Source organism: Pontiella sulfatireligans (assembly GCF_900890705.1).
Classification (GTDB): Bacteria; Verrucomicrobiota; Kiritimatiellia; order Kiritimatiellales; family Pontiellaceae; genus Pontiella; species Pontiella sulfatireligans.
Genome location: NZ_CAAHFH010000001.1, coordinates 1,828,620 through 1,849,722, shown reverse-complemented (window position 1 = coordinate 1,849,722; position 21,103 = coordinate 1,828,620). Strand labels below are relative to the sequence as shown.

The following is a 21,103-nucleotide window of genomic DNA, read 5'->3' as shown; positions in this document are numbered from 1 at the left end:
AAAATGATAAAAAAACGGATGATATGGGCGACTGCGTGTGGGCTGCTGGCTACGTTGGCAATTGCGAAGCAGCCGAATGTAATATTGATTCTGGCGGATGATCTGGGCATCGGCGGTTTGCATTGTTACGGCACGGAATATATCGAGACACCCAACATCGACAGGCTTTGCCAGGAAGGCATGCACTTTTCTAACGGGCTGGCGGCCTATCCGACCTGCCGTCCGTCGCGCGCCGCGCTCCTCTCCGGTCAGTACGGTCCTCGAACCGGAATCTACCGGGTAAAAGACAGCTATGGCGACGAGGACAAGGCGAAATACGTGATTCCGAAAAACCAGCAGCTCGCCACGGATAAAATTACTCTGGGAACTGTTTTTCAGAATGCGGGCTATGCCACCGCCATGTATGGCAAGTGGCATGTCTCAAACGAGAGGCAGACCCATCCGCAGGAATATTTTGGATTCGACGAGGCTTTTGCGAGTGCCGGAGCCCATTACAAGGCAAAATCAACCCCCCCGGTCGACTTGCCGGACGGGATGATGATTGAAGAGCTGTTCAGTCAAAAAGCGTCGGCCTTTATGGAAAAATCGGTGAAGGCCGATAAGCCGTTCTTTATTTACATGCCCTATTTCCTCGTGCATGGCCCGGCAGAAGCCCGGCAGGACTATATCGACCACTTCAAGAAAAAGTTGAGCGGCCTCGATCTGGAGAAAGGGGGGAAGGATTTAGACGTCACCGTTGCGATGACCAAAATGCTCGATGACTTTTCCGGTGTGTTGCTGGATAAAATTAAGGAGCTGGGGGTCGAGGAAGAAACGATTGTGGTGTTCACCTCCGACAACGGGTCGTATGACCGCAATCTGGTGGGTGAATACCGCGGGCGCAAGGGCGACACCTACGACGGCGGCATGCGGGTCCCCTACATCTTCAAGTGGCCTGGAAAAATTAAGCCGGACAGTGTTTCCTATGAAAGGATTATCGGTGTGGATATGTATCCGACCCTGCTCGGACTGGCCGGTATTGAACCTCCCGCCGACTATGCATTGGATGGGAAAGATTTAACTCCGATTTTAACAGGAAAGAGCAACCGCATGCAGAGTCGACAAGTATTCTGCTTCTATCCCAAATATGCCCAGTTCAATGCCAAGAAGGGCCGTTGGAGCTTCTCGTGGCGCAACGTGATTTACGATGGCGAATTCAAGCTTATCGAATATCCTGAATACGGAGAATACGAACTTTTCAATCTTGCTGACGATCCGAAGGAACAACAAAACCTCGCCATGAGGAATCCTGAAAAATGTGAGGCCCAAACTGTAAAGCTGCATCAGTGGCTGAAGTCGATCCATGCGCCTCAACTGGAGCCGAATCCGGACTATTCACTGAAGTAATTGGAGACAATCGAATGTGTGTGAAACGAATGATATTGAGTGTTGTACTGATGGCCGGTGCTGTATTGGCCGCAGACGATAATTTTGAGATACAGGAATTCAAGGTCGATAAGTCAATCAAACTGCCGACCGCGTCGAAAGCGGCGCAGGAGGCGTGGAAGGATCAGCGCTTCGGCATGTTTATTCACTGGGGGCCGATCAGCCAGTTGGGCCAGCAATTGGGGCATTCCCGCAACAGCCCCAGTCATCGTAAAGGCGGGAAGCCGTACAAAACGGCGCAGCTGGAACCGGAGGTGTACGACGCTCAGTACAAAACCTTCAACCCGGTAAAATTCGACGCCGATGAAATGATGAAAATGGCGAAGGCCGCGGGCGTGAGCTACATCGTGTTCACCACCAAGCACCACGCCGGATTTTCCATGTTTGATTCGGCTTATACCGAATACGACATGATGAGCACGCCGTATAAAAAGGACATCGCAAAAATGCTGTCCGACGCAGCGCGAGCGAACGGCATGGAATATGGCTTCTACTATTCGCCGCGCGATTGGCATCACCCGGACTGCGACTCCGACAAAAATCATCCGCGCTACATCGAGTTCTATAAAAACCAGATGGATGAGCTGCTTAATAACTATGGCCCGATCTACTCCGTTTTCTTTGATGGACTCGGGCCGGGCGACTGGGGTAATACCGCTGAAGAAATAATGGGAACCATTCGTAAGCTGCATCCCAACTGCATGGTCAACGATCGCGGTGGCGCCGGAGCCGACTATTACACGCCGGAACATAACATCAGCTATTTTAATCGCGATCAAAACTGGGAAGCCTGTCATACCACAACCGGGCAATGGGGCTACAACCCGAAAGTCGGTCCGAAGAAAATCGAGCAGTTGATGGAAGTCCTGCTCTACACGTGGGGCGGGGACGGCAATATATTGCTGAACATCGGCCCGATGGGTGACGGCCAGGTGAATCCGGCAGAGCGCGCAAGCTTTGAAAAACTCGCCGAATGGTGGACGGTGCACGGTGAAGAAAGCATTCGCGGCTCGCGCGGCGGACCCTATATCCCCGGCCCGTGGGGCGTGGCCACTTGCAAAGACAACCGCGCATTTCTGCATATCTTCCGTTGGCCGGAGCAGGGCGCACTGGAGTTTCCTAAACTCACAGGCCTGAAACTGCAATCTGCACGGGTACTCTCCGGCGGCGATGTGGAGTGTTTCCAAGCATTAGAAAAAATATCAGTCAATGTTCCAAAGGCTGGAAGAGGAAAAATCCTCACGACGATCGAACTGACGTTTGACAAGCCGGTTTATCCGGTTAAGCCGCTCCAACGGGTTCCCTCGCTGACCAAGACCGCCACGTTGACCTGTTCGGATACCACGTCGGATATCGAGGCATTGCGGGATCAGAATGTGCATACGCTTTGGGAAGGCTACTTGAATAAAGGGGAAAAAGAAATCCTGATTGAAGCGGCCTGGGATTCGCCTCAGACCATCGGCAGTTTCAGTATTGCGCGTGGCGAAGAGTGGGTGCCGAAGAATGAGGTGCACATAGAGATTCACGACGGTTCCAATGGGTGGAAAGATGTCACTCCCAAGGGTTTTAAACTGAAGTGGGAAACCATGAAGTTTTTCGACAAACCCCTCACCACGGATCGAATCCGCCTCCGCATCAGCAAGGTGAAAAAATTCCTGATTGCAGAATATGAACTGTTCCCCCCGGTGAAATAATATGAAAAAAATTCTTTTTATGTTGGTCTGTTTGTTGGGATCGCACGTTGTTGCGGTGGGGCGCCCGAATTTTGTGTTTTTGTTTACCGATGACCAGTCGTACAAAGCGATGGGCTGCATGGGAAACACGGAGATTCATACGCCGAACATGGATCAGCTCGGGGCGCAGGGCGTTATCTTTGACCGGCATTACAATACGACGGCCATCTGCATGGCGAGCCGAGCGTCAGTGATGACCGGGTTGCTGGAATATAAACACGGCTGTAATTTTCAGCATGGGTCAATGACTCGCGCGATCTTTTCAAAATCCTATCCGGTACTACTTCAGCAGGCTGGATATTATACTGGATTCGCCGGAAAGTTCGGGTTTGCTGTAACCGATGAGGTCAGTAAAAACAGCGGGCATAATTCCTACGATCAATTGCCCGTGGATTCCTTTGACGATTGGGCTGGCGGAGTGGGGCAGACGGACTATCAGACGTCTAAAAATGAATATATTAAGCAGTATGCAGATACGTATCCCCATAGCACGCGAGCCTATGGCGCATGGGCGATAGATTTTATTGAAAAAGCAAAGGGTAGTGGAAAGCCATTTTGTATGTCCCTGTTTTTTAAGGCATCTCATTTACCGTTTAATCCAGATCCATTTTTTGATGACTTATATGAGGGGAAGACGTTTTCCAAACCAGCCAATTTCGGGCCGGAAAATGGGGAGCATCTGGCGGAGCAGCCAAAGCAGGGGCGTCAGTATCTTTCGTATCATAAGAAAAACGGTTATTTCACTAAATACGATGAGGTCAAGCGCGGGTACTACCAGCTGATCAGCGGAGTCGACTATGCCATCGGAATGGTTCGTGCGGAGTTGGAGAAGCAAGGCCTTGCAGAAAATACCGTGATCATTTTCAGCTCGGATAACGGATATTCTGAAGGCGTGCATGGCTTTTCTGGAAAATGTCTGCCCTACGAGGAGCCCTCGCGATCCCCGATGATTATTTATGATCCGCGTCGACCGGGTAACGGAGCCCGAACCCCCGCCGTGACAGCCGGAATTGATGTGGCCCCGACTCTGTTGGACTTGGCCGGATTGCCGATTCCTGCAAATATGGATGGGAAAAGTCTCCTGCCATTATTGGAGAACAAAGAGCCTCGAGTGCGCGAGTTCCTGCCGTTGATGCAGCTGTTTGGCAGTGCGCCCACGCTTTCGCTCGCGGTGGTTTCCGAGGATTGGAAATACATCTACTGGGCTTATGAGGACGATGGCATGGAGGCCGTGGAAGAGTTGTTCCTGAATAGTAAGGATCCGCGGGAAATGACGAATTTAGCCGCAGATCCGGAGTCACGCCAACAGTTGGAAGAAATGCGTAGCGCCTACGATGCTCAACTGGTTCATTGGAAAGGAAACGCACTGAATTATAATGACTATGCTCAGTATGCGGATGTTTTTAATCGTGAGATCGAATGGGATGCGAAGAAGGATCTGTATCACAAATCTGCGATATCGAATTATAAAAAAGAACTGAAGAGTAAAAAGGAGCAATGAGTGATGGGTAAAATACGGAATAGGGTGAAGACTTGTTTATTGATCTTTGCTGTTTGTGCCTTGGGTTTTGGGGTTGAGGCAGAGACGCAGACTCCGAATATCATTTTAATGATGGCCGATGATCTGGGGTATGGGGATACCGGTTTTAACGGAAACAAGATTATTAAAACCCCGCATATGGACGCACTGGCGAAGCGAGGCATCACCTTGACGCACTTTTATTCAGGGAATTCAGTCTGTTCGCCGACCCGTGCCACCTGTCTGACCGGGCGCCACCATGATCGTTTTGGAATCTACGGTGCAAATCAGGCACACCTTCCCGCACAGGAAATTACGCTGGCCCGTATGTTGAAATCCAAAGGCTACACGACTGGTCATTTCGGGAAGTGGCACTTGGGAACGCTCAGCAAAACCATGTCTGCTAAGGGAGAGAAACGAAAGCCGGAGCTGAACTTTGCCCCGCCGTGGGAGCGCGACTACGATGCGTCCTTTGTCGTGGAATCTGCGATTTGCACCTGGAATCCCGGCCTTGGGAAACGGGCAAAAAACAATCCCTTCTATGAAAATGGCGTGGCGCTTGACGGGAGCGATGAAAGCTTGTTGGGCGGCGCAGCCCGTGTGGTGGTCGACCGCGCCGTGCCGTTTATCGAACAGGCGGTTGCCGACAAAAAGCCGTTTTTGGCCGTGGTTTGGTTCAATGCCCCGCACGAAGATATTGAAGCCGGACCGGAATATCTAAAAATGTATGAAGGACATGGCGAGGCCGCGCATTTCTACGGATGCATTACTGAACTCGACGAGCAGGTCGGCCGTATTTTCCAAACATTGGAAAAAAGCGGGGCCGCCGAAAATACGCTGATCTTTTTCTGCAGCGATAACGGGCCTGAGGGCAAGCAGGCCGCCGGACGGCGCATGGGGACGACCGATGGATTGCGCGGCCGTAAGCGTGCTCTGTATGACGGTGGGGTTCGCGTTCCGGCCTTCGCGGTTTGGCCTGGAAAAATTGAAGCCGGCATCGAATCAGGCGCCATTCTCTCCACTCTCGATTATTTTCCAACCATTGGAAAACTCGTCGATTATCAAATGCCCGACGCCCGTCCGCTCGATGGACAGGATATTCTGCCGGTCCTGATCGGGAAATCCGAAGCCCGCGAACGGGCGATTCCATTCCGTTACGCGAATGGAACGTCATCGCTCGTTAAAGATGGCTATAAATTGTTGATGCCTGCCGGTGAGCTGTACGATCTGTCCAAGGATCGAGCTGAGGAAAACGATGTGGCCGCGCAGTTCCCAGAACGCGTTGACAATATGAAGCGCGAACTGATCGCCTTTTTTCAAAGTGTGGAAAAAAGTCATTCAGGCGCGGACTATAAGGATCCTGCGTATCAGCCCGTCAATAAATGGAAATCCCTGAAGCTGAACAAAGGTAAGAAATGAAACGAATCATAACACTGTTAATCGGCTTGGCTTCTATCTCCGCCGTGGCCACGGAAAAGCCACCTGTGGTGAGCCAGTCGAAACCAAACATCCTGTTCATCATGTCGGACGATCACACGACTCAGGCATTCGGGGTTTATGGCAGTCGGCTGGCCGAGCTTAACCCGACGCCGAATCTTGATAAACTCGCCAGCGAGGGGATGGTGCTCGACAATGTGTTCTGTAATAATTCGATCTGCGTTCCGAGCCGCGCATCCATCATGACCGGCCAGTACAGCGCCGTGAATGAACAGTACACACTGGGCGGTTCACTGAAACACGATCAGCAGTACCTCGCGCATGAAATGCGCAAAGCGGGCTACCAGACCGCGGTCGTGGGGAAGTGGCACCTCGGGTCGCGCCCCTCGGCGTTTGACTACTACAAGGTGCTCGAGGGTCAGGGACGGTATACGGATCCTGAATTCGCAGAAGGAACCTTAGGTGATACCGTGGGGACCCTGATTGAGGAAAAAGGTCACTGCTCCGATATCGTGACCGATACCGTGCTGGACTGGTTCAAAACCAAGCGAGATCCGGCGAAGCCTTTCTTTGTGAAGTTCCATTTCAAGGCGCCGCATGGCCCATTCCGGCCAGCCCCGCGCTACAAGGATTACCTCAAGGACGTCTTTATCCCCGAACCGGAAACCCTCTACACGGACGGCAACCACGGTTCGCTGGCTACCAAGGGAAAGAATGGCGAATTGTATCCCTACATCGGAACCTCGGTCGGTCGCCGCAGCCACTTCCGCCGCTTTTCGGATAAGATCGATAAAAAGGGAAAGCTGAATCCGGAATACACTGACGATCAGGCCAAAAGCATCGGCTACCAGAATTACCTGAAGTCCTATTTGGGCTGTGTGAAGGGCGTGGATGATAACATCCAGCGCGTGATCGACTACCTCAAGGCCGAAGGGCTCTATGACAATACGGTGATTGTCTATACCGGCGACCAGGGGTTCTACCTCGGAGAACACGACTACACCGATAAGCGCTGGCCCTACGACGAGTCGATCCGCATGCCGCTGATCGTTCGCTATCCGGAATCCATCAAGGCCGGATCCCGCAATGGGTCAATCATTGAGAATGTCGACTTTGCGCCGATGCTGCTCGACTACGCTGGTGTGGCAACCCCCGACTATATGCAGGGCAAAAGCTTCCGCTCGATTCTCGAAACGGGTGAAGAGCCGGAAGGATGGAAACAGGCGGCGTACTACCACTACTGGCTGCACCTCGTGCACCATCGGATTCCGGCCAACATCGCGATCCGGACAGCGGAATATAAGCTGATCTTCTATTACAGCACCCACTGGCAGAAAGATGAGCCGGATATGGCCTTCTCGTGGGAACTCTACGACATGGTCAACGATCCCAAGGAGATGAACAACATCTACGACGATCCGAAATATGCCGTTGTCGTCAAGGATCTCAAGGTGCAGCTGAAAGCCCTGCGTGCGGAATACAAAGAGGACACCGACAAATATCCCTTCAATAAGGTGATCGATCAATACTGGAACGACACGGAAGAGGACCGGAAGGTGGCGGAATCGCTGATCGGGCCGTATCTCGAAGCCTGTGAGGCCACACCCAAGAGTATGAAGGATCGAAAGGAATATCTGGAAAACCTGAACCCAAAACTAAAATGGGATTTGAAGTAATTAAAAAAGTATCTTTAACGATGGCGGCTGTGGCCGCTTCCATGGTGGCTTTTGGTGGTTCGTTGACCGGTAGCGAGATTAAGACCGGCCCGTATACCCCGGATTGGGACTCCATCCGGCAGCATCCCGGGGCACCCGAATGGTTCCTGGATGGAAAGCTCGGCATTTACACCCACTGGGGGCCCATCAGCAAAGCGAATGAATTTCGTCCTGATCATGCCTATGGTCGCGATATGTACGATCCGAAGCAGGATGAGTTTGAGTACCATGTAAAAACCCATGGCAGCCAGCATGAAGTCGGCTACAAGGATCTGGTTTCCATGTTCCAGCCGGTTGAGTTCGACGCCGAGGTGTGGGCCGATCTCTTTGCCGAAGCGGGCGCTCGTTTTGCGGGACCAGTGGCCATGCATCACGACAACTTTGCCATGTGGGGCAGCGAGGTCACACCCTGGAACATCGAGCGGACCTTTGGGCGCGACACGTGCGCAGAACTGGAAAAAGCCATTCGTGCACGCGGGATGAAGTTTGTGACCTCTTTTCACCATGCCTACAGCTGGCACTACTATCGGCATGCCTATGCCTATGATGCAGGGAAGCCCGGGAATGAATCGCTCTATTGCAAACCCCATGCGGAAGATGTTGGCCAGAAATCTCCCGAGGCGGCGGAATTCTGCAGGGAGTGGCTGGCGAAGTTGGTTGAGGTGATCAATAAATACGAACCGGACTTTATCTGGTTTGATTGGGGCATTGCCGCCATGCCCGAAGAGCCGGTGCTGGACTTCTTTACGCACTATCTGAACAGCGCTGCGGAGTGGGACAAAGAGGTGATTGTCACCTTTAAGCAAAACCCGAAGAAGGCGTTCCCCGGAGACTTCACGGTGATGGACCATGAGCGGGGCGGGCATTTGGAACTGTCGGACAAACCCTGGGTGAATGACACCTCGGTCGGCCCCTGGTTTTACAACGCGAAATTCGCGGAGAAGGGCGTGGTTGAAACCGACACGCTGGTTGAGTTGTTTGTCGACCTAGTTAGTAAGAACGGCTGCCTGTTGCTGAACATACCTCCGGATCCGCTCGGCCGCATTCCGGCATCTGCTGTTCGGGCCCTTAAAGAACTCGGCCAATGGAACAAGGTGAACGGCGAAGCAATCTTTGAAACGCGCCCCTGGGTGAAGGCCGAGGAAGGCGACGGTAAAATTGAGGGAAAAATGCGCATCAAGTCGGCCATGACGTCCTCCGACATCCGCTTTACCCGCAACAAATCCGGCGACACCTTGTATGTCATCACGATGGACTGGCCGGAAGGCGGAAACATGCAGGTGAAAACTCTCGCCAAAGGTCGTCTGGATCTGGGCTCTGTCAAATCCATTAGCCGTGTTGATAACGGGCTGGATCTGGCCTGGGAGCAGAATCAGGATGGGCTGAACATTGCGCTGGGCGAGCAGCCGGAGACGAATTTTGCGCATGCCGTTAAAATCGTATTTGAAGAAAAAATTCCTAAACTCAAGTAAATGGAAAACACGATGAAGAGAATCATTCTATTATTGACCGTTGCCATGGCCTCTGTTGCCGTTCATGCGGGTAAACCCAATATCGTATTCATTCTTGCGGATGATATGGGGGTAGGGGATGTGTCCGGGTTGAACCCCGACGCGAAGCTCAGCACGCCAAACCTGGATTCATTGATTCAAAAAGGAATGCATTTTACCGACGCCCATACTTCGTCGGCCGTCTGCACGCCGACCCGCTATGGTTTGATGACGGGGCGCTATAACTGGCGCAGCGAACTCAAATTCAAGGTGGTCAACGGCTATGGTCGCGCGGTGATCGCTCCCGATCGCGACACGGTGGCTGACCTGCTTAAACGCAACGGGTATAAAACCGCGATGATCGGGAAATGGCATCTGGGTCTCAACTGGAAGCTGAAGGATGGCTCGGGGATTTCCGACTGGCGGCCAGAAGGCATTGAGGATCAGGTTGATTTTACCCAGCCGTTTTCCGGCGGCCCCATCGATTGCGGATTCGACTGGTACTACGGAATCAATGCCTCGCTCGATTTTCCGCCGTATACATTCCTCGAAAATGACCATGTCACGAAGGTTCCGACTGAACTGCGCCCGAAACAGGGTAGCAAAGAGAATAAGCAAATCATGATGCGTTCCGGTCTGCAGGTGGAAGGGTTTCGTCCCGAACTGGTGCTGAAGCACTTTACCGAAAAGGCGGTTGCGTTCATTGCAGAACAGAAGGCGGACAACCCTTTCTTTCTCTATCTTCCGCTCAACGCCCCGCACACCCCCGTGCTGCCGCGCGATGAGTTCAAGGGATCCAGCGAGTGCGGTATCTATGGCGATTTTATTCAGGAAATCGACTGGGCGGTGGGGCAGGTTTTACAAGCATTGGAAAAACAGGGTCTGCTGGAAAATACGTTGCTGGTATTCACGGCCGACAATGGCGCATCGAATGCCTCTTTTTCCCCGAATCAGGAAAAGGAGTTTAACCACAAACCCAGCTACATTTACAAAGGTCGGAAGGGCTCGCTCGACGAAGGCGGGCATCGTGTTCCGTACATCGTCCATTGGCCGGCAGCAGTAAAACCTGACTCCCGTTGCGATATGGCCTGTTGCCTGAACGACCTCTATGCCACCTGCGCCGAACTCGTTGGCGAAACTGTGGCTGAAAATGCGGGAGAGGATAGCTTCAGCATGATGCCATTGCTCAAAGGGCAATCACGGGGCTATGAACGCAACGGTCTGGTCCACCATGATCTGGCTGGCCGTTTTGCCTTGCGTGATGGACGATGGAAACTGCAGTTCCATCGCTTTGAAAGAAAGTACGGGCTTTACGACATGGAAAATGATCCCGAACAGGAAAACAATCTCTATGCGGCGCACCCGGAGATTGTGAAGCAACTTGAGACGAAGCTCACACAGCTTGTGATGAAGGGTCGGAGCTCACTGGGTACGCCGCAAAAGAATGACGGTCCGGAGTGGTGGGAACAGCTGACTTGGATGGACCAGAAATAATTGGAACTGTAAAATTTTCTATGAAAGAGCCGATGGCAGAGAAGCAAGGTGAGATGGGTTCCCGGAACGGGCCGAAAGAGGGCTTTTGATGGGGATGGTTTCTGTGTCGGCGATGATTTGATTGTTGTTTTTTAGCCCTGATGAGGGCGGCGGCGCACAGCGGGGCTGTGGGTAGCTGAGGCGAAGGCCTCGTGTTCTTTGACATCCGAGTTTTGATTGTTTATGCGGCTTGCCGAAGCAGCTCGACCCACATGTCGGGGTAGAGCCGTTTGCCTTTGAGGCAGGCGAGCGCGACGGGCGCATGCCCGCCGAGGCTGCCGTGCGGTCGCATGAAGTTGTAGTAGGTGACGAAGAGCGTGGTTAGTGCCGCGGCTCCATCGAACTCCTTGACCCCGGCCCGTGGTCGTGTGTGGTATTTGTAAGTGCGGTTGAGCCGTTCGATGAGTTGCTTGTAGACGCGGTAGGCTTCGCTTTCGGGATCGAGGTTCTTGAGTCCGATGACGGTGCGTTTGTTCAAGATCGCTTCTCCGCCTTCTTTGATGGCGGCGGTGTTGTAGGCGATGGTGGCGCTGTCGTAGGAGGGCAGGCCGTCGGTGACGAGTTCGAAGGCTTTTGCTCTGGGCGCGTCCGGCGGGCCGCACATGCTTTGGATCAGTCCGAGCGCAGGTTCGGCCCCTCGTGTTTCAGAGAGGTTGTAGCCGCAGATGGCGCGGCGCGTTTCGGTGATGACGAGCCAGGTGTAGCGGGTCTTTCCGCCGACCTTGATATAGGTTTCGTCCGCCGCGCAGGTTCCTTCGGGAACGGGGCTGTTTTCATCGGTGAAGTCGGCGAGCTGGCAGGCCGCGGCTTTGATATAGTTGATGACGGTTTGGTGTGAGATGCAGATGCCGAAGACGCGCTCGAGTGCCTGGGCGGTGAGCCGGGCACTGAGTCCGAGACTAATGGAGAAGGTGAGGCAGAGCCCGAGGGTATGCAGGCTGTGGTGGATGCGGTTGAGGTCGACCGGGGCGTCTTCGGGGCGCTTGAGCGGAAGCTTTTCCGACGCGAAGTGATATTCCCTGAAGAGGTATCGCAGTTTGAACTGGCTGGTGCTTCCGGCCTTGCGCATGGCGCGCTCTTCGGGCGTGAGTTCGGCGAGGTTGCGCTCGTAGACAGGGCAATGGTCGTTCGGGCACTTGAAGGCGGTGCACAGGCCATCCTCTTTCCATTTGAAGAGAGCGTAGCCGCAGTGCGGACACCAGTAGCGCGCCTTGCTTTCGCGTCGGGGCTTGTCGGTTGGCGAGGTTCCTTTGCAGATTTTACATTTCACCTGCGACCCTAGTTTTCCGTTGTTGAGGTAGAGATATCGCACGGGGGCATGGCAGTGCTGGCAACGGCATTTCTCAGGCGGTGTTGGCGCTCCCTTTTTCCGTTTCACAATGGCGATTGTTTTTCCCGTTGCCCGGAGGTGATCGCCCCGTATTTCTTCCCAGTCCTTTTGTGGTTCGGGCGCTGGCCGGGGATCGCATAGCGGAGGGGTCGGATCGACCCGGAACTGCCGGTAGTGCGGAGGCCGCACCTCCTGTGGTTTGAGTTCGATGTCTTGCCTTGATCCGTTGAGTACTTCAAGCAGTACTGGCACCACCGAAGCCAGATCGTTGTACGTGAGCCTGCGGCATACCCAGCGAAGCAGTTTCCATAGATCATTTTTCATGGGGTCCTCCGATGCATTTTTTGCGTGTGGCAAAAGGGCTTTGGAACGACCCCATCTTACCCAATCAAAACTCGGAATAAAATGGGGGAGAAGATGCCGGATGCATCAACTCCCGTAAGAGAAGTAGTTTAGAGCAGAAAACGAACAGAAGATTTGACAGAAACAAATAATTGATAAGGAGAAAATGATGAAACGCACAATCCTTTTGGTCGCTTGTTTGGCGACAGGTTTGGCTCAGGCCAATCCGAGCGATGTGAAATACGATGAGATGCCAGAGGAATACAAGCCAACCATTTATGCCGAGCCAGACGCGATTGATTGGATGATGGAAGCACGGTACGGTGTATTCATGCATTGGGGCCCGTATTGTCTGGCCAAAGTTCCGGCCAGTTGGGGCCGGAACGGTCCTCGGCCCGGTGCAGGCAAACAGGCGAATTCCGGTGTGCCGGAGGAGGAATACAACAACCTCTATAAAACATTCAATCCGGTTGATTTCGATGCCGACGAATGGATTCGCATGGTGAAGGATACGGGGGCAAAATATTTTATTTTCACCACTAAGCACCACGACGGCTTCTGCATGTTTGATGCAAAGAATACGGAGTATAAAATCACCAATACGCCCTTTGGTCGCGATGTTGCCAAAGAGCTTGCCGGTGCCTGTCATAAGTATGGCATCAAGATTGTCTGGTACTATTCGCAACCGGACTGGGTTCATCCTGATTGCCTGACAGACAACAACGACCGCTATCGCAAATATATGTTCGAGCAGTTGGAACAGCTACTCACGGAATACGGCCCGATTGCCGGACTGTTCTTTGACGGCCTCGGCACAAAATACTACCAGTGGGATACGCCGCGCATGCTCAAGATGTGCCGCACGCTGCAGCCGGGTATTGTCATCAATCGCCGCTGGGGCGGGGGCATGCCGGGTGAATTTTCGGTGAACGGCGATTATGACAATCCGGAACAGGAAATCGGTCACTTTGAAATCAATCGTCCGTGGGAAACCAATTTAACGATGAGCGAAGCCTGGTCGTGGACCGGTGGAAAGCGCGTGAAAACCTATCAGACCTGCCTGCGTCTTTTGATTCAGTGCATTGGCTCCGGCGGTAATCTTGCGCTGAATACCGGGCCGACTCCAGAGGGAACCATCAATTCGCCCGAAAAAGAAAACTACCGCTTTATTGGCGAATGGATGCGAAAAAACAGCGAGAGCGTTTACGGAACCACCGGTGGACCCTACAAGCCCGCTCCATGGGGCGTCACCTGTCGCAAGGACAACAAGATCTACCTGCACATTCTGCCGAAGTTTTCGGGCAAACCTGAAATCACCATTCCCGCGCTGCCTGTGAAGGTGACTAGTTGCGAAGTATTGGGCGGTGGAAAGGTTGAACTGGAGCAGTCTGGCAATACCATGACCATCAAACTTGATCCGGCCAACGTTGATCCGATCGATAATATCGTTGTGCTGACCGTGGAAGGACGCGCGACTAATATTCCCGTAATTGAGCCCGTACCGGATGGCGCCAGGGTTGAGATAGCATCCGCGACCGCCTCGTCGGCTCAGACCGGACGCAACAGCGTGGAGACCTTAATGGGCCGTGCACAGGGCAACTTTGTGGAAGGTAAGAAACACAAAGGCTGGTGGTCCGCCCAAGGGAACGATAAGGATCTATGGCTGGAATTTGATTTCGGTAAGCAGGCCGAGTTCAACTACATCACCATGGCTGAGCAGATTCGGAACTGTTCCACCCGTAAATTCGTCATCGAGTACGATGCGAACGGAGAATGGAAATCACTCTTTGAAGGCGGGCAAATTGGTATGGACTTCAGTCTGAAAGCACCGAAAACAACCACCTCGAAGCTACGCATTCGTTTCCTCGAAAACGCTTTTGGGCAAAAGCCGAACCTCCTGAAGTTAGAAGCCTTCCGTTTGTAGACGTTGGCAGAAAAGTATAGGGTGCTGTCTATGGTGGTGCAACGTCCGGTTTGAACCGGCCTCTTTTTTCATTTAATTGAAAAATGGGGCTGTTATCATTTAGTGTTTAATTTGACATATAACAAAAATATAACAAAAATGGATTGTTAGCGGGTTTAATGTCCAAAAAAATTGACACAATACGTTTATAGATATATATGTGTTGTATTATAAAAATTTGGAGGAGAACGTGCATAGACAACTCGGTATGTGGATAGTGGGACTGGCTTTGGCGATGCCTGCGGTGCTGTGGGCGCAACCTAATGTGGTTTTTATTCTGGCGGATGATCTCGGCTATGGCGGATTGCATTGCTACGGCACGGATTGGCTGGAAACGCCGAACATTGACCGGCTTAGATCTGAGGGCATGAAGTTTACGAATGGATATGCTGATCATCCGACCTGCCAACCCTCGCGCATTGCGATTCTCAGCGGGCAGTATGCCCCGCGCACCGGCGGCTACCGGGTGATGGAGCATCACCGGGGAAAAGAACACCTGATTAAATATATTGTTCCGAAACTGACTGGGTTGCAGTTGGATAAAGTTACCTTTGCCGAGCAGTTCAAGGCCAACGGCTACGCGACGGCGATGTATGGCAAGTGGCACGCAGGGAACTATAAGAATGAGCTGCACCCGCGCTATCATGGTTTCGACGAGGCGTACGTTTGCCGAGGGCATTATGACGACAGCCGTACCGATCCGCCGTTGAAACTGCCGGAAGGCATGGACTCCAATGAATACTTCACCGGCGAGGCGATTAAATTCATGAAGGCATCCGTTAAAAAAGAGCAGCCTTTCTTTCTCTATATGCCGTACTACCTCGTCCACGCCCCGTTCGAAACCCGGCAGGATTATATCGACCACTTTGAAAAGAAGCTCAAGGGACAGGAGTTCATCAGCCGCAAGCCGGAGAACGTTCCGGTAGTTGCTGCGATGACCAAGCATCTCGACGACTGTGTGGGTCGGCTGATGGCGGCATTGAAAGAAATGAATCTCGAAGAGGATACGATCGTTATCTTCACCTCCGACAACGGATCATACTGCGCAGATCTCGTCGGCGGCTATCGCGGGCAGAAGGGCGATGTCTACGACGGCGGCCTGCGGGTTCCCTACATCTTTAAGTGGCCGGGAAAGATCGGTGCAGGGAGCGAGTGCGCTGAACGGATCACCCACGTTGACCTCTATCCCACCTTCCTCGATTTGGCCGGAGTGGAGCGCCCTCAAAACCATCCGCTCGACGGCGAAGTGCTGACGCCGTTGCTGACCGGGAAAAGCAAGACGCTGCCAGCTCGTTCCATTGTCTGCTACTATCCGAAATACGGAGCCTACAACGAAAAAACCAAGCTTTGGAAATATCCCTGGCGCAACGTCATTTTTGATGGCGATTTCAAGCTGCGGGAAAACGTCGAGTACAGCACCTTCGAACTCTACAACCTGAAGGATGATCCGAAGGAAGAGCACGATCTTTCCAAAAGCCATCCTGAAAAAATGCAGCAGTTGACGCAAAAGCTGCGCCGGTGGGAAAAAGAGGTTGGAGCCCCCGAACTCACGTTAAATCCTGACTATGCTTTAGATTGATAATACTGGGGTGAAAATGAAAGCAATGATGCTAATGGTCGCTATGACCGTGTTGATTTTGTTGAGTGGTGAGGCTAGAGAACGGGAAACGGTTCCGGGGGGCTTCACTCCGGAGATGGAGTGGTTTAAGGATGCGAAGTTCGGTATTTTTATCCATTGGGGCATCTATTCGGTGAATGGCGACGGAGCGTCCTGGCCCATCTTCAACAACAAGATCACTTTTGAAGACTACATGAAGCAGGGCGATTCGTTCACTGCGAAAAATTATGACCCGGAGGCCTGGGCGAAGTTGTTCAAAGAGGCGGGGGCCCGCTACGCGGTTTTGACCACCAAGCATCACGACGGCATGGCGCTGTGGGACACCCAGGCAGGTGATCTGGATGTGATCGGAAAAACCCCGGCGGGACGTGATTTGGTGAAACCGTATGCTGAAGCCCTCCGCGAGCAGGGGTTAAAAGTGGGTCTCTATTTTTCATGGCTGGATTGGGCCAACAAGGATTACGGCACGATCGGTAAAATGAGAAAAACGGATGCCAAAAAGAAAACACCTGACTCTACGGAGGCCTGGCAGCGGTTTCGCACGTTTAACGACACGCAGTTGAAAGAGCTGTGCGGGTATCAGCCTGATCTGCTTTGGTTTGATGGCGATTGGGATGTTTCCGAAGAATACTGGGACATGAAAGGCATGCGCGAAAAACTCAAAGCGTGGGCTCCCAATGTGATACTGAATGCCCGGATGGGCGAGTATGGAGATTATGATACGCCGGAGCAGGGGATTCCATTTGCCCAGTTGAACGGACCGTGGGAACTGTGCATGACCATGTGTCCGGGCTGGGGATATAGCGAACGGATGCAAGCTTCGGTTAATAACCACATCGATACGCCATACCTTATTCAACTGTTGAGCGAAACGGTAGCGATGGGTGGTAATCTGTTGCTCAACGTCAGCCCCAAACCGGACGGCACGATACCTCAATGGCAACAGGACAGTCTTCGCCAGATCGGTGCGTGGCTGAAGCTAAACGGTGAAGCGGTTTATGGCAGCACCGCCGGAATCCATAAAAACCACTATGCGGGGTGCAGCACGATTTCCAAGGATCGGAAAACGCTCTACCTGTTTGTTTCGAGTGACCCGGTGAACGGCCTGATGCTCAAAGGGCTTCAGAACACGCCGAAGAAAATTTCCGTACTCGGTGCACCCGATGCAGAAGTGAATATAAAAAATGCCGGCGGCGCGCCATGGAACAACGTTCCGCCTTCGCGCTTTCTCGATGTGCCTGATGACTTGGATATTGGCCTGGGCCGAGTAATCAAAGTTGAACTGGATGAAGCGATTGATCTCTACACAGGCAAGTCCGGAAAAATTTCACAGAATTAGCAGAGTAAATAATAATGATGTCTAGGTTGATATGCATATTGCTGGCAGGTGTTTTCTCGGGAATGGGTTCCCGTGTTGACGCGCGTGACCTAAATGCACTGCAAGACGAGTTTCTGAGCTGGAAGTTTGGCATGTTTATGCATTTTAACATGTCGACGTTTGTGCCGGGCGGTTGGTCCAGCGGTCAGGAGGATCCGCTGCTGTTTAATCCGGATAACCTCGATTTCGGCCAGTGGGCCGATGCGGCGGTTGCAGCAAAAATGAAATATGCTGTATTGACGGTTAAGCATACCGGCGGCTGGTGCCTGTGGGATACCGCCACATCCGATCGTGATGTGACCTGGTTCAAGAACTATAAAGATGGAAAAGCAGATGTCGTTCAGGAATATGTTGATGCATTCCGTTCCCGCGGCCTGAAGGTCGGTTTCTACTATTGCTTCCCGCTGTGGGGTGGGGATCAGTGGAAAAACTATCAGACGCTGCCGCATGAAGATTACGCAACCGGAACCATTGATGCCGAAGGGATGGTTAAAACTCATTTCTCGGAACTGCTTACAAACTATGGTGATGTCGACTTGGTTTGGATCGATCAGAGTGGTACCGACAAAGGCGGGATGACGCCAGGTGCATGGCGCCGGATTAAAGCGCATATTCATTCCTTACAGCCGAACTGCCTGGTTATCGCTAATAATTCCAGCAGCATGGAAGACTCAGATCTGTTCGGGTACGAGTATCCGTATTCGCTTGAGCTGCCTGCTCCTGATAACACTGTGGCGACCGAAGTATGCGATAAGCTGAACAACGGCTGGTTTGCCAATCCGGAAGCGCCCTGTGTTCCGGTGCGGAATGCGGACTATATCGTAAACAAACTGCTGCGTCCGCTGAACGATCGCAATGCCAACCTGCTACTGAACTGTGCGCCGGAAAAAACCGGGGTATTGCATCCTGAAACCGTTGCGGTGCTGAAGCAGGTAGGCGAAATGTGGGATCCGGCCGAAGTGTCGCATGCCGACAGCGAGCTGTACGATATTACACGGGGACCAGTATCGAAGGTTGCCGTTGAAGGCAATCAGGTCTCCCTTATCTTTGCGCCAGACTGGAGTCCTGACAATCTGAAAACTGCGGCAGCGCGTCTGGAAGCTGCGCAATGTCGAGGAACCTTTTTCGTAAATGAAGCGTCTGCCAAAAAAGAGAAAGCATTGCTTCGTGAACTCGTAACGGCTGGTCATGAACTCGGAAACGGTTCAAAAGAATCCTCCGTTATCACCGGAAAAACCAATGCCCGTCTGGTACGCAATGAGGTCGATTCCGTTCAGAAGCAACTGCGCACCACCCAATCACCGGTCGTATTCCGGGCACCCGAATATGAATACGATGACTTTACCTGGCCGGTACTCAATTATCTGGGGCTCACGGCAGTAGAACCTTCGGACGCATTGGCTCCGGGAGCCATTCTTGAAGTAAAAACATTGGCTGAACTCGATGCTGTCCTGGCTGAGCTGAAAACGAAGAAGTTTACATCCGTCACGGTGCGGGAACTATTTGCAACCTCATCGTCCAAGCGACTGCGCGGTGCGGTCAACGTGGCGGATGTGGTAACCGGCCGGGAGTAAGTTTTTGAGTATATGAGATAAATCAGTATTTGTTGATGAATTGTTGTTCTGCAGTGGACTGCGGGATGGTGTGAGTGAAAGACATATAACATGAGGTTAGCTATGAAGAAGTTTATTGGGATTACAATGGCGCTCATGACGGCGGCGATAAGTGCATCCGCGCAGACATCGGTCGTCAATGACATTACGTTTAATGAGACAGCAGGCACGACGCTCGATGGGGTTAGCGATGGCGCTGGCGGAACCGGGACGTTTAGTCCCAACTCCGTAATGGAAGCCTATGGCGCAACGGATGGGAGTTCACTGGTCTGGAGCAATATGGCGCCGGCGAATACCTCGGCCTATGCTGCGTTAGGGTCTACGTTTTACGCGGGGACGTCCAATACAATCCTGCGGTCCACGGTTCGGTTTAATGATTTTAACTTTGATGCAGAGACGACCTATAACTCAGGCATCGGCGTTGGAATCGGGGACGGTTCCAAGATGGCCTTCCTCTACCTGAAGGTGGGGGGCCCGGGGAATCAAGTGCAGATGAAAGCGGATACCGTGTATGGAGATGATTTGCAGACGACGATTGAAATCAGCTCAGACACCAATCTGAATATGACCGCGCTCGGTTGGACGGGGATTCAATTGCGAATGGACATTGATCTGGAGACCGACACCTATTCAACCTATTACCTGCGCGAAGGCGTGGATACAATTTGGCAGCTTGGCGCCGTGGATGGTGCGTTTGGATTGACCAACACTAATCAGACGAATTTTGTTGAGCTGGATAAAATCCGGATTGGCATGATGTACAAAGACTTCGAGCCTGAATGTACTGTGGAAATCGACCAGTGGACGATTGAAACCTTCCAGCCGGGCCCACCGGCGCCACCGCCAGAAGTTGAACTGCTCGAGAGCTGGGACCTCACCGGGGGAGTGGACGGCGCTGCTGTGGGTACCGTGCCTAGTTCCACAGGAACCGGGTCTACACTGGGTGGTGCCGTGGCAAAAGGTGTCGATATCCAAGGTGAAACCGTCAACTTGTTCGCTGCGGGAACCGGAGCGGCTTTTAAGGGCTTCACGCATGCTTCCTATGCGGGTGCTACGACGGGTGTCTATCAAGTGTCCTTTGACATGACGACGTGGGACATGGTGAATACCGCGGCGAGTAACACGTCGGCTCAGGCAGGTTTCGGATTCCGTTTTAATGACGGATCTGACCACGACCTGAGCACACTGGCTCGTTATTCTGGTGCTACTGACCAATTTGTGCTGACGGTCACAGGTACAGGTGGCAACACAACGGTTGTGTTGGAAGATGGAACCGTTGCGAGTGATGTCATTAATGTTCGTCAGGTTTTGGACATGGATCTTGGAACCTATAGTGTCTTTTACACCATTGGTGCAGGAGCAGAACAAACCGCAGCGGTCGAAGGCGTATATGCAGGACAGACGATCGGTGAGTTCCGTCAGCAGTTCCAAACCATCAATGGAGGAAACTATCTGCAGGCGGGCGACACGATGCAGATGGATAACATAACGCTTGCTAAGTTGAATCCTGCGACGGGTGATCAAACACCGGAAGAAGCCTATGAATCCTGGCTGGCTGATTACACGGTGGGGGCAGACACTAATTTGACCGATGATGCGGATGGTGATCTGCTCGATAACCTGAGCGAGTATGCTTTCGGTGGTGCACCGGATAATCCTGCTGACCAGGGTAATACCCCGGTAGAATCGCAGATGAGCGAGGGCGGAACCAACTACCTCGAGTATGTCTATTTCGAGCGTGATGATGCGGCGGATCGTGGACTGTCCTCTATCCTTAACGTGGGAACGGATTTGGTGAACACGAACTGGACCACAACGGGTATCGAGTTTGTTGGAAGCGGTGCATCGGCCGTATCTGGTTATAACGCGGTAACGAATCGGGTTGAAACAGATGTTGATGTGAAGTTTCTTTGTCTGAACATTACATTTACCCCGTAAGCGTGCGGTAAATCATTACGAAAGCCTCGGCGGAAACGCCGGGGCTTTTTCGGTGAAAACTGGGATTTG

At 52.5% G+C, this 21,103-nt stretch carries 13 protein-coding genes; 12 read left to right on the top strand and 1 reads right to left on the bottom strand.

All coding sequences use genetic code 11. The features are described from left to right. Nucleotides 1-3: 3 nt before the first annotated feature. From SCARR_RS06270 to SCARR_RS06240, 7 genes are read left to right on the top strand one after another with little or no spacing between them, the layout of a single operon-like run. The gene (locus tag SCARR_RS06270) at nt 4-1,386 is read left to right on the top strand and encodes a sulfatase (RefSeq protein ID WP_136060647.1); all 1,383 of its coding nucleotides are present in this window, start codon (nt 4-6) and stop codon (nt 1,384-1,386) included. Nucleotides 1,387-1,400: 14 nt separating this feature from the next. Further along, nucleotides 1,401-3,119 carry an alpha-L-fucosidase gene (locus SCARR_RS06265; protein ID WP_136060646.1) on the top strand — a complete coding sequence of 573 codons (1,719 nt, stop codon included), beginning with the start codon at nt 1,401-1,403 and terminating at the stop codon, nt 3,117-3,119. Between the two features lies 1 nt (nt 3,120). Next, on the top strand, nt 3,121-4,659 hold the full coding sequence (locus SCARR_RS06260; protein WP_222846198.1) for a sulfatase family protein: 1,539 nt from the start codon (nt 3,121-3,123) through the stop codon (nt 4,657-4,659). 3 nt (nt 4,660-4,662) lie between these two features. Next, entirely contained in the window at nt 4,663-6,096 is a 1,434-nt protein-coding gene (locus SCARR_RS06255) for a sulfatase family protein (RefSeq protein ID WP_136060645.1), read from the top strand. After that, complete coding sequence (locus SCARR_RS06250; RefSeq protein WP_136060644.1) at nt 6,093-7,790, top strand: sulfatase family protein; 1,698 nt, start codon at nt 6,093-6,095, stop codon at nt 7,788-7,790. The genes SCARR_RS06255 and SCARR_RS06250 overlap by 4 nt, the downstream gene beginning before the upstream one ends. Next, on the top strand, nt 7,775-9,301 hold the full coding sequence (locus SCARR_RS06245; RefSeq protein ID WP_136060643.1) for an alpha-L-fucosidase: 1,527 nt from the start codon (nt 7,775-7,777) through the stop codon (nt 9,299-9,301). The genes SCARR_RS06250 and SCARR_RS06245 overlap by 16 nt, the downstream gene beginning before the upstream one ends. Nucleotides 9,302-9,313: 12 nt before the next feature. Beyond that, nucleotides 9,314-10,813, top strand: a complete 1,500-nt coding sequence (locus tag SCARR_RS06240) for a sulfatase family protein (RefSeq protein WP_168433054.1) — start codon at nt 9,314-9,316, stop codon at nt 10,811-10,813. Nucleotides 10,814-11,033: 220 nt separating this feature from the next. Here the strand turns inward: SCARR_RS06240 and SCARR_RS06235 are convergent, their stop codons facing one another. Further along, the gene (locus SCARR_RS06235) at nt 11,034-12,506 is read right to left on the bottom strand and encodes a DDE-type integrase/transposase/recombinase (RefSeq protein ID WP_136060641.1); all 1,473 of its coding nucleotides are present in this window, start codon (nt 12,504-12,506) and stop codon (nt 11,034-11,036) included. Between the two features lie 184 nt (nt 12,507-12,690). Here SCARR_RS06235 and SCARR_RS06230 point away from each other — a divergent pair, with 184 nt between their 5' ends. From SCARR_RS06230 to SCARR_RS06210, 5 genes are all read left to right on the top strand, one after another. Beyond that, nucleotides 12,691-14,448 (top strand): alpha-L-fucosidase, encoded by a 1,758-nt coding sequence (locus SCARR_RS06230; RefSeq protein WP_136060640.1) that lies wholly within the window; start codon nt 12,691-12,693, stop codon nt 14,446-14,448. 229 nt (nt 14,449-14,677) lie between these two features. Continuing rightward, nucleotides 14,678-16,066, top strand: coding sequence for a sulfatase (locus SCARR_RS06225; RefSeq protein ID WP_136060639.1), 1,389 nt, complete (start codon nt 14,678-14,680; stop codon nt 16,064-16,066). Between the two features lie 16 nt (nt 16,067-16,082). Further along, on the top strand, nt 16,083-17,444 hold the full coding sequence (locus tag SCARR_RS06220; RefSeq protein ID WP_136060638.1) for an alpha-L-fucosidase: 1,362 nt from the start codon (nt 16,083-16,085) through the stop codon (nt 17,442-17,444). 131 nt (nt 17,445-17,575) lie between these two features. Beyond that, the gene (locus SCARR_RS06215) at nt 17,576-19,057 is read left to right on the top strand and encodes an alpha-L-fucosidase (RefSeq protein WP_168433053.1); all 1,482 of its coding nucleotides are present in this window, start codon (nt 17,576-17,578) and stop codon (nt 19,055-19,057) included. 102 nt (nt 19,058-19,159) lie between these two features. Then, the gene (locus SCARR_RS06210; RefSeq protein WP_136060636.1) at nt 19,160-21,034 is read left to right on the top strand and encodes a hypothetical protein; all 1,875 of its coding nucleotides are present in this window, start codon (nt 19,160-19,162) and stop codon (nt 21,032-21,034) included. The last annotated feature ends 69 nt before the right edge of the window (nt 21,035-21,103 follow it).

Coding starts and splice junctions, on each gene's coding strand:
- SCARR_RS06270 (WP_136060647.1), top strand. CDS start 4: ATGATAAAAAAACGGATGATATGGGCGACTGCGTGTGGGCTGCTGGCT.
- SCARR_RS06265 (WP_136060646.1), top strand. CDS start 1,401: ATGTGTGTGAAACGAATGATATTGAGTGTTGTACTGATGGCCGGTGCT.
- SCARR_RS06260 (WP_222846198.1), top strand. CDS start 3,121: ATGAAAAAAATTCTTTTTATGTTGGTCTGTTTGTTGGGATCGCACGTT.
- SCARR_RS06255 (WP_136060645.1), top strand. CDS start 4,663: ATGGGTAAAATACGGAATAGGGTGAAGACTTGTTTATTGATCTTTGCT.
- SCARR_RS06250 (WP_136060644.1), top strand. CDS start 6,093: ATGAAACGAATCATAACACTGTTAATCGGCTTGGCTTCTATCTCCGCC.
- SCARR_RS06245 (WP_136060643.1), top strand. CDS start 7,775: ATGGGATTTGAAGTAATTAAAAAAGTATCTTTAACGATGGCGGCTGTG.
- SCARR_RS06240 (WP_168433054.1), top strand. CDS start 9,314: ATGAAGAGAATCATTCTATTATTGACCGTTGCCATGGCCTCTGTTGCC.
- SCARR_RS06235 (WP_136060641.1), bottom strand. CDS start 12,506: ATGAAAAATGATCTATGGAAACTGCTTCGCTGGGTATGCCGCAGGCTC.
- SCARR_RS06230 (WP_136060640.1), top strand. CDS start 12,691: ATGATGAAACGCACAATCCTTTTGGTCGCTTGTTTGGCGACAGGTTTG.
- SCARR_RS06220 (WP_136060638.1), top strand. CDS start 16,083: ATGAAAGCAATGATGCTAATGGTCGCTATGACCGTGTTGATTTTGTTG.
- SCARR_RS06215 (WP_168433053.1), top strand. CDS start 17,576: ATGTTTATGCATTTTAACATGTCGACGTTTGTGCCGGGCGGTTGGTCC.
- SCARR_RS06210 (WP_136060636.1), top strand. CDS start 19,160: ATGAAGAAGTTTATTGGGATTACAATGGCGCTCATGACGGCGGCGATA.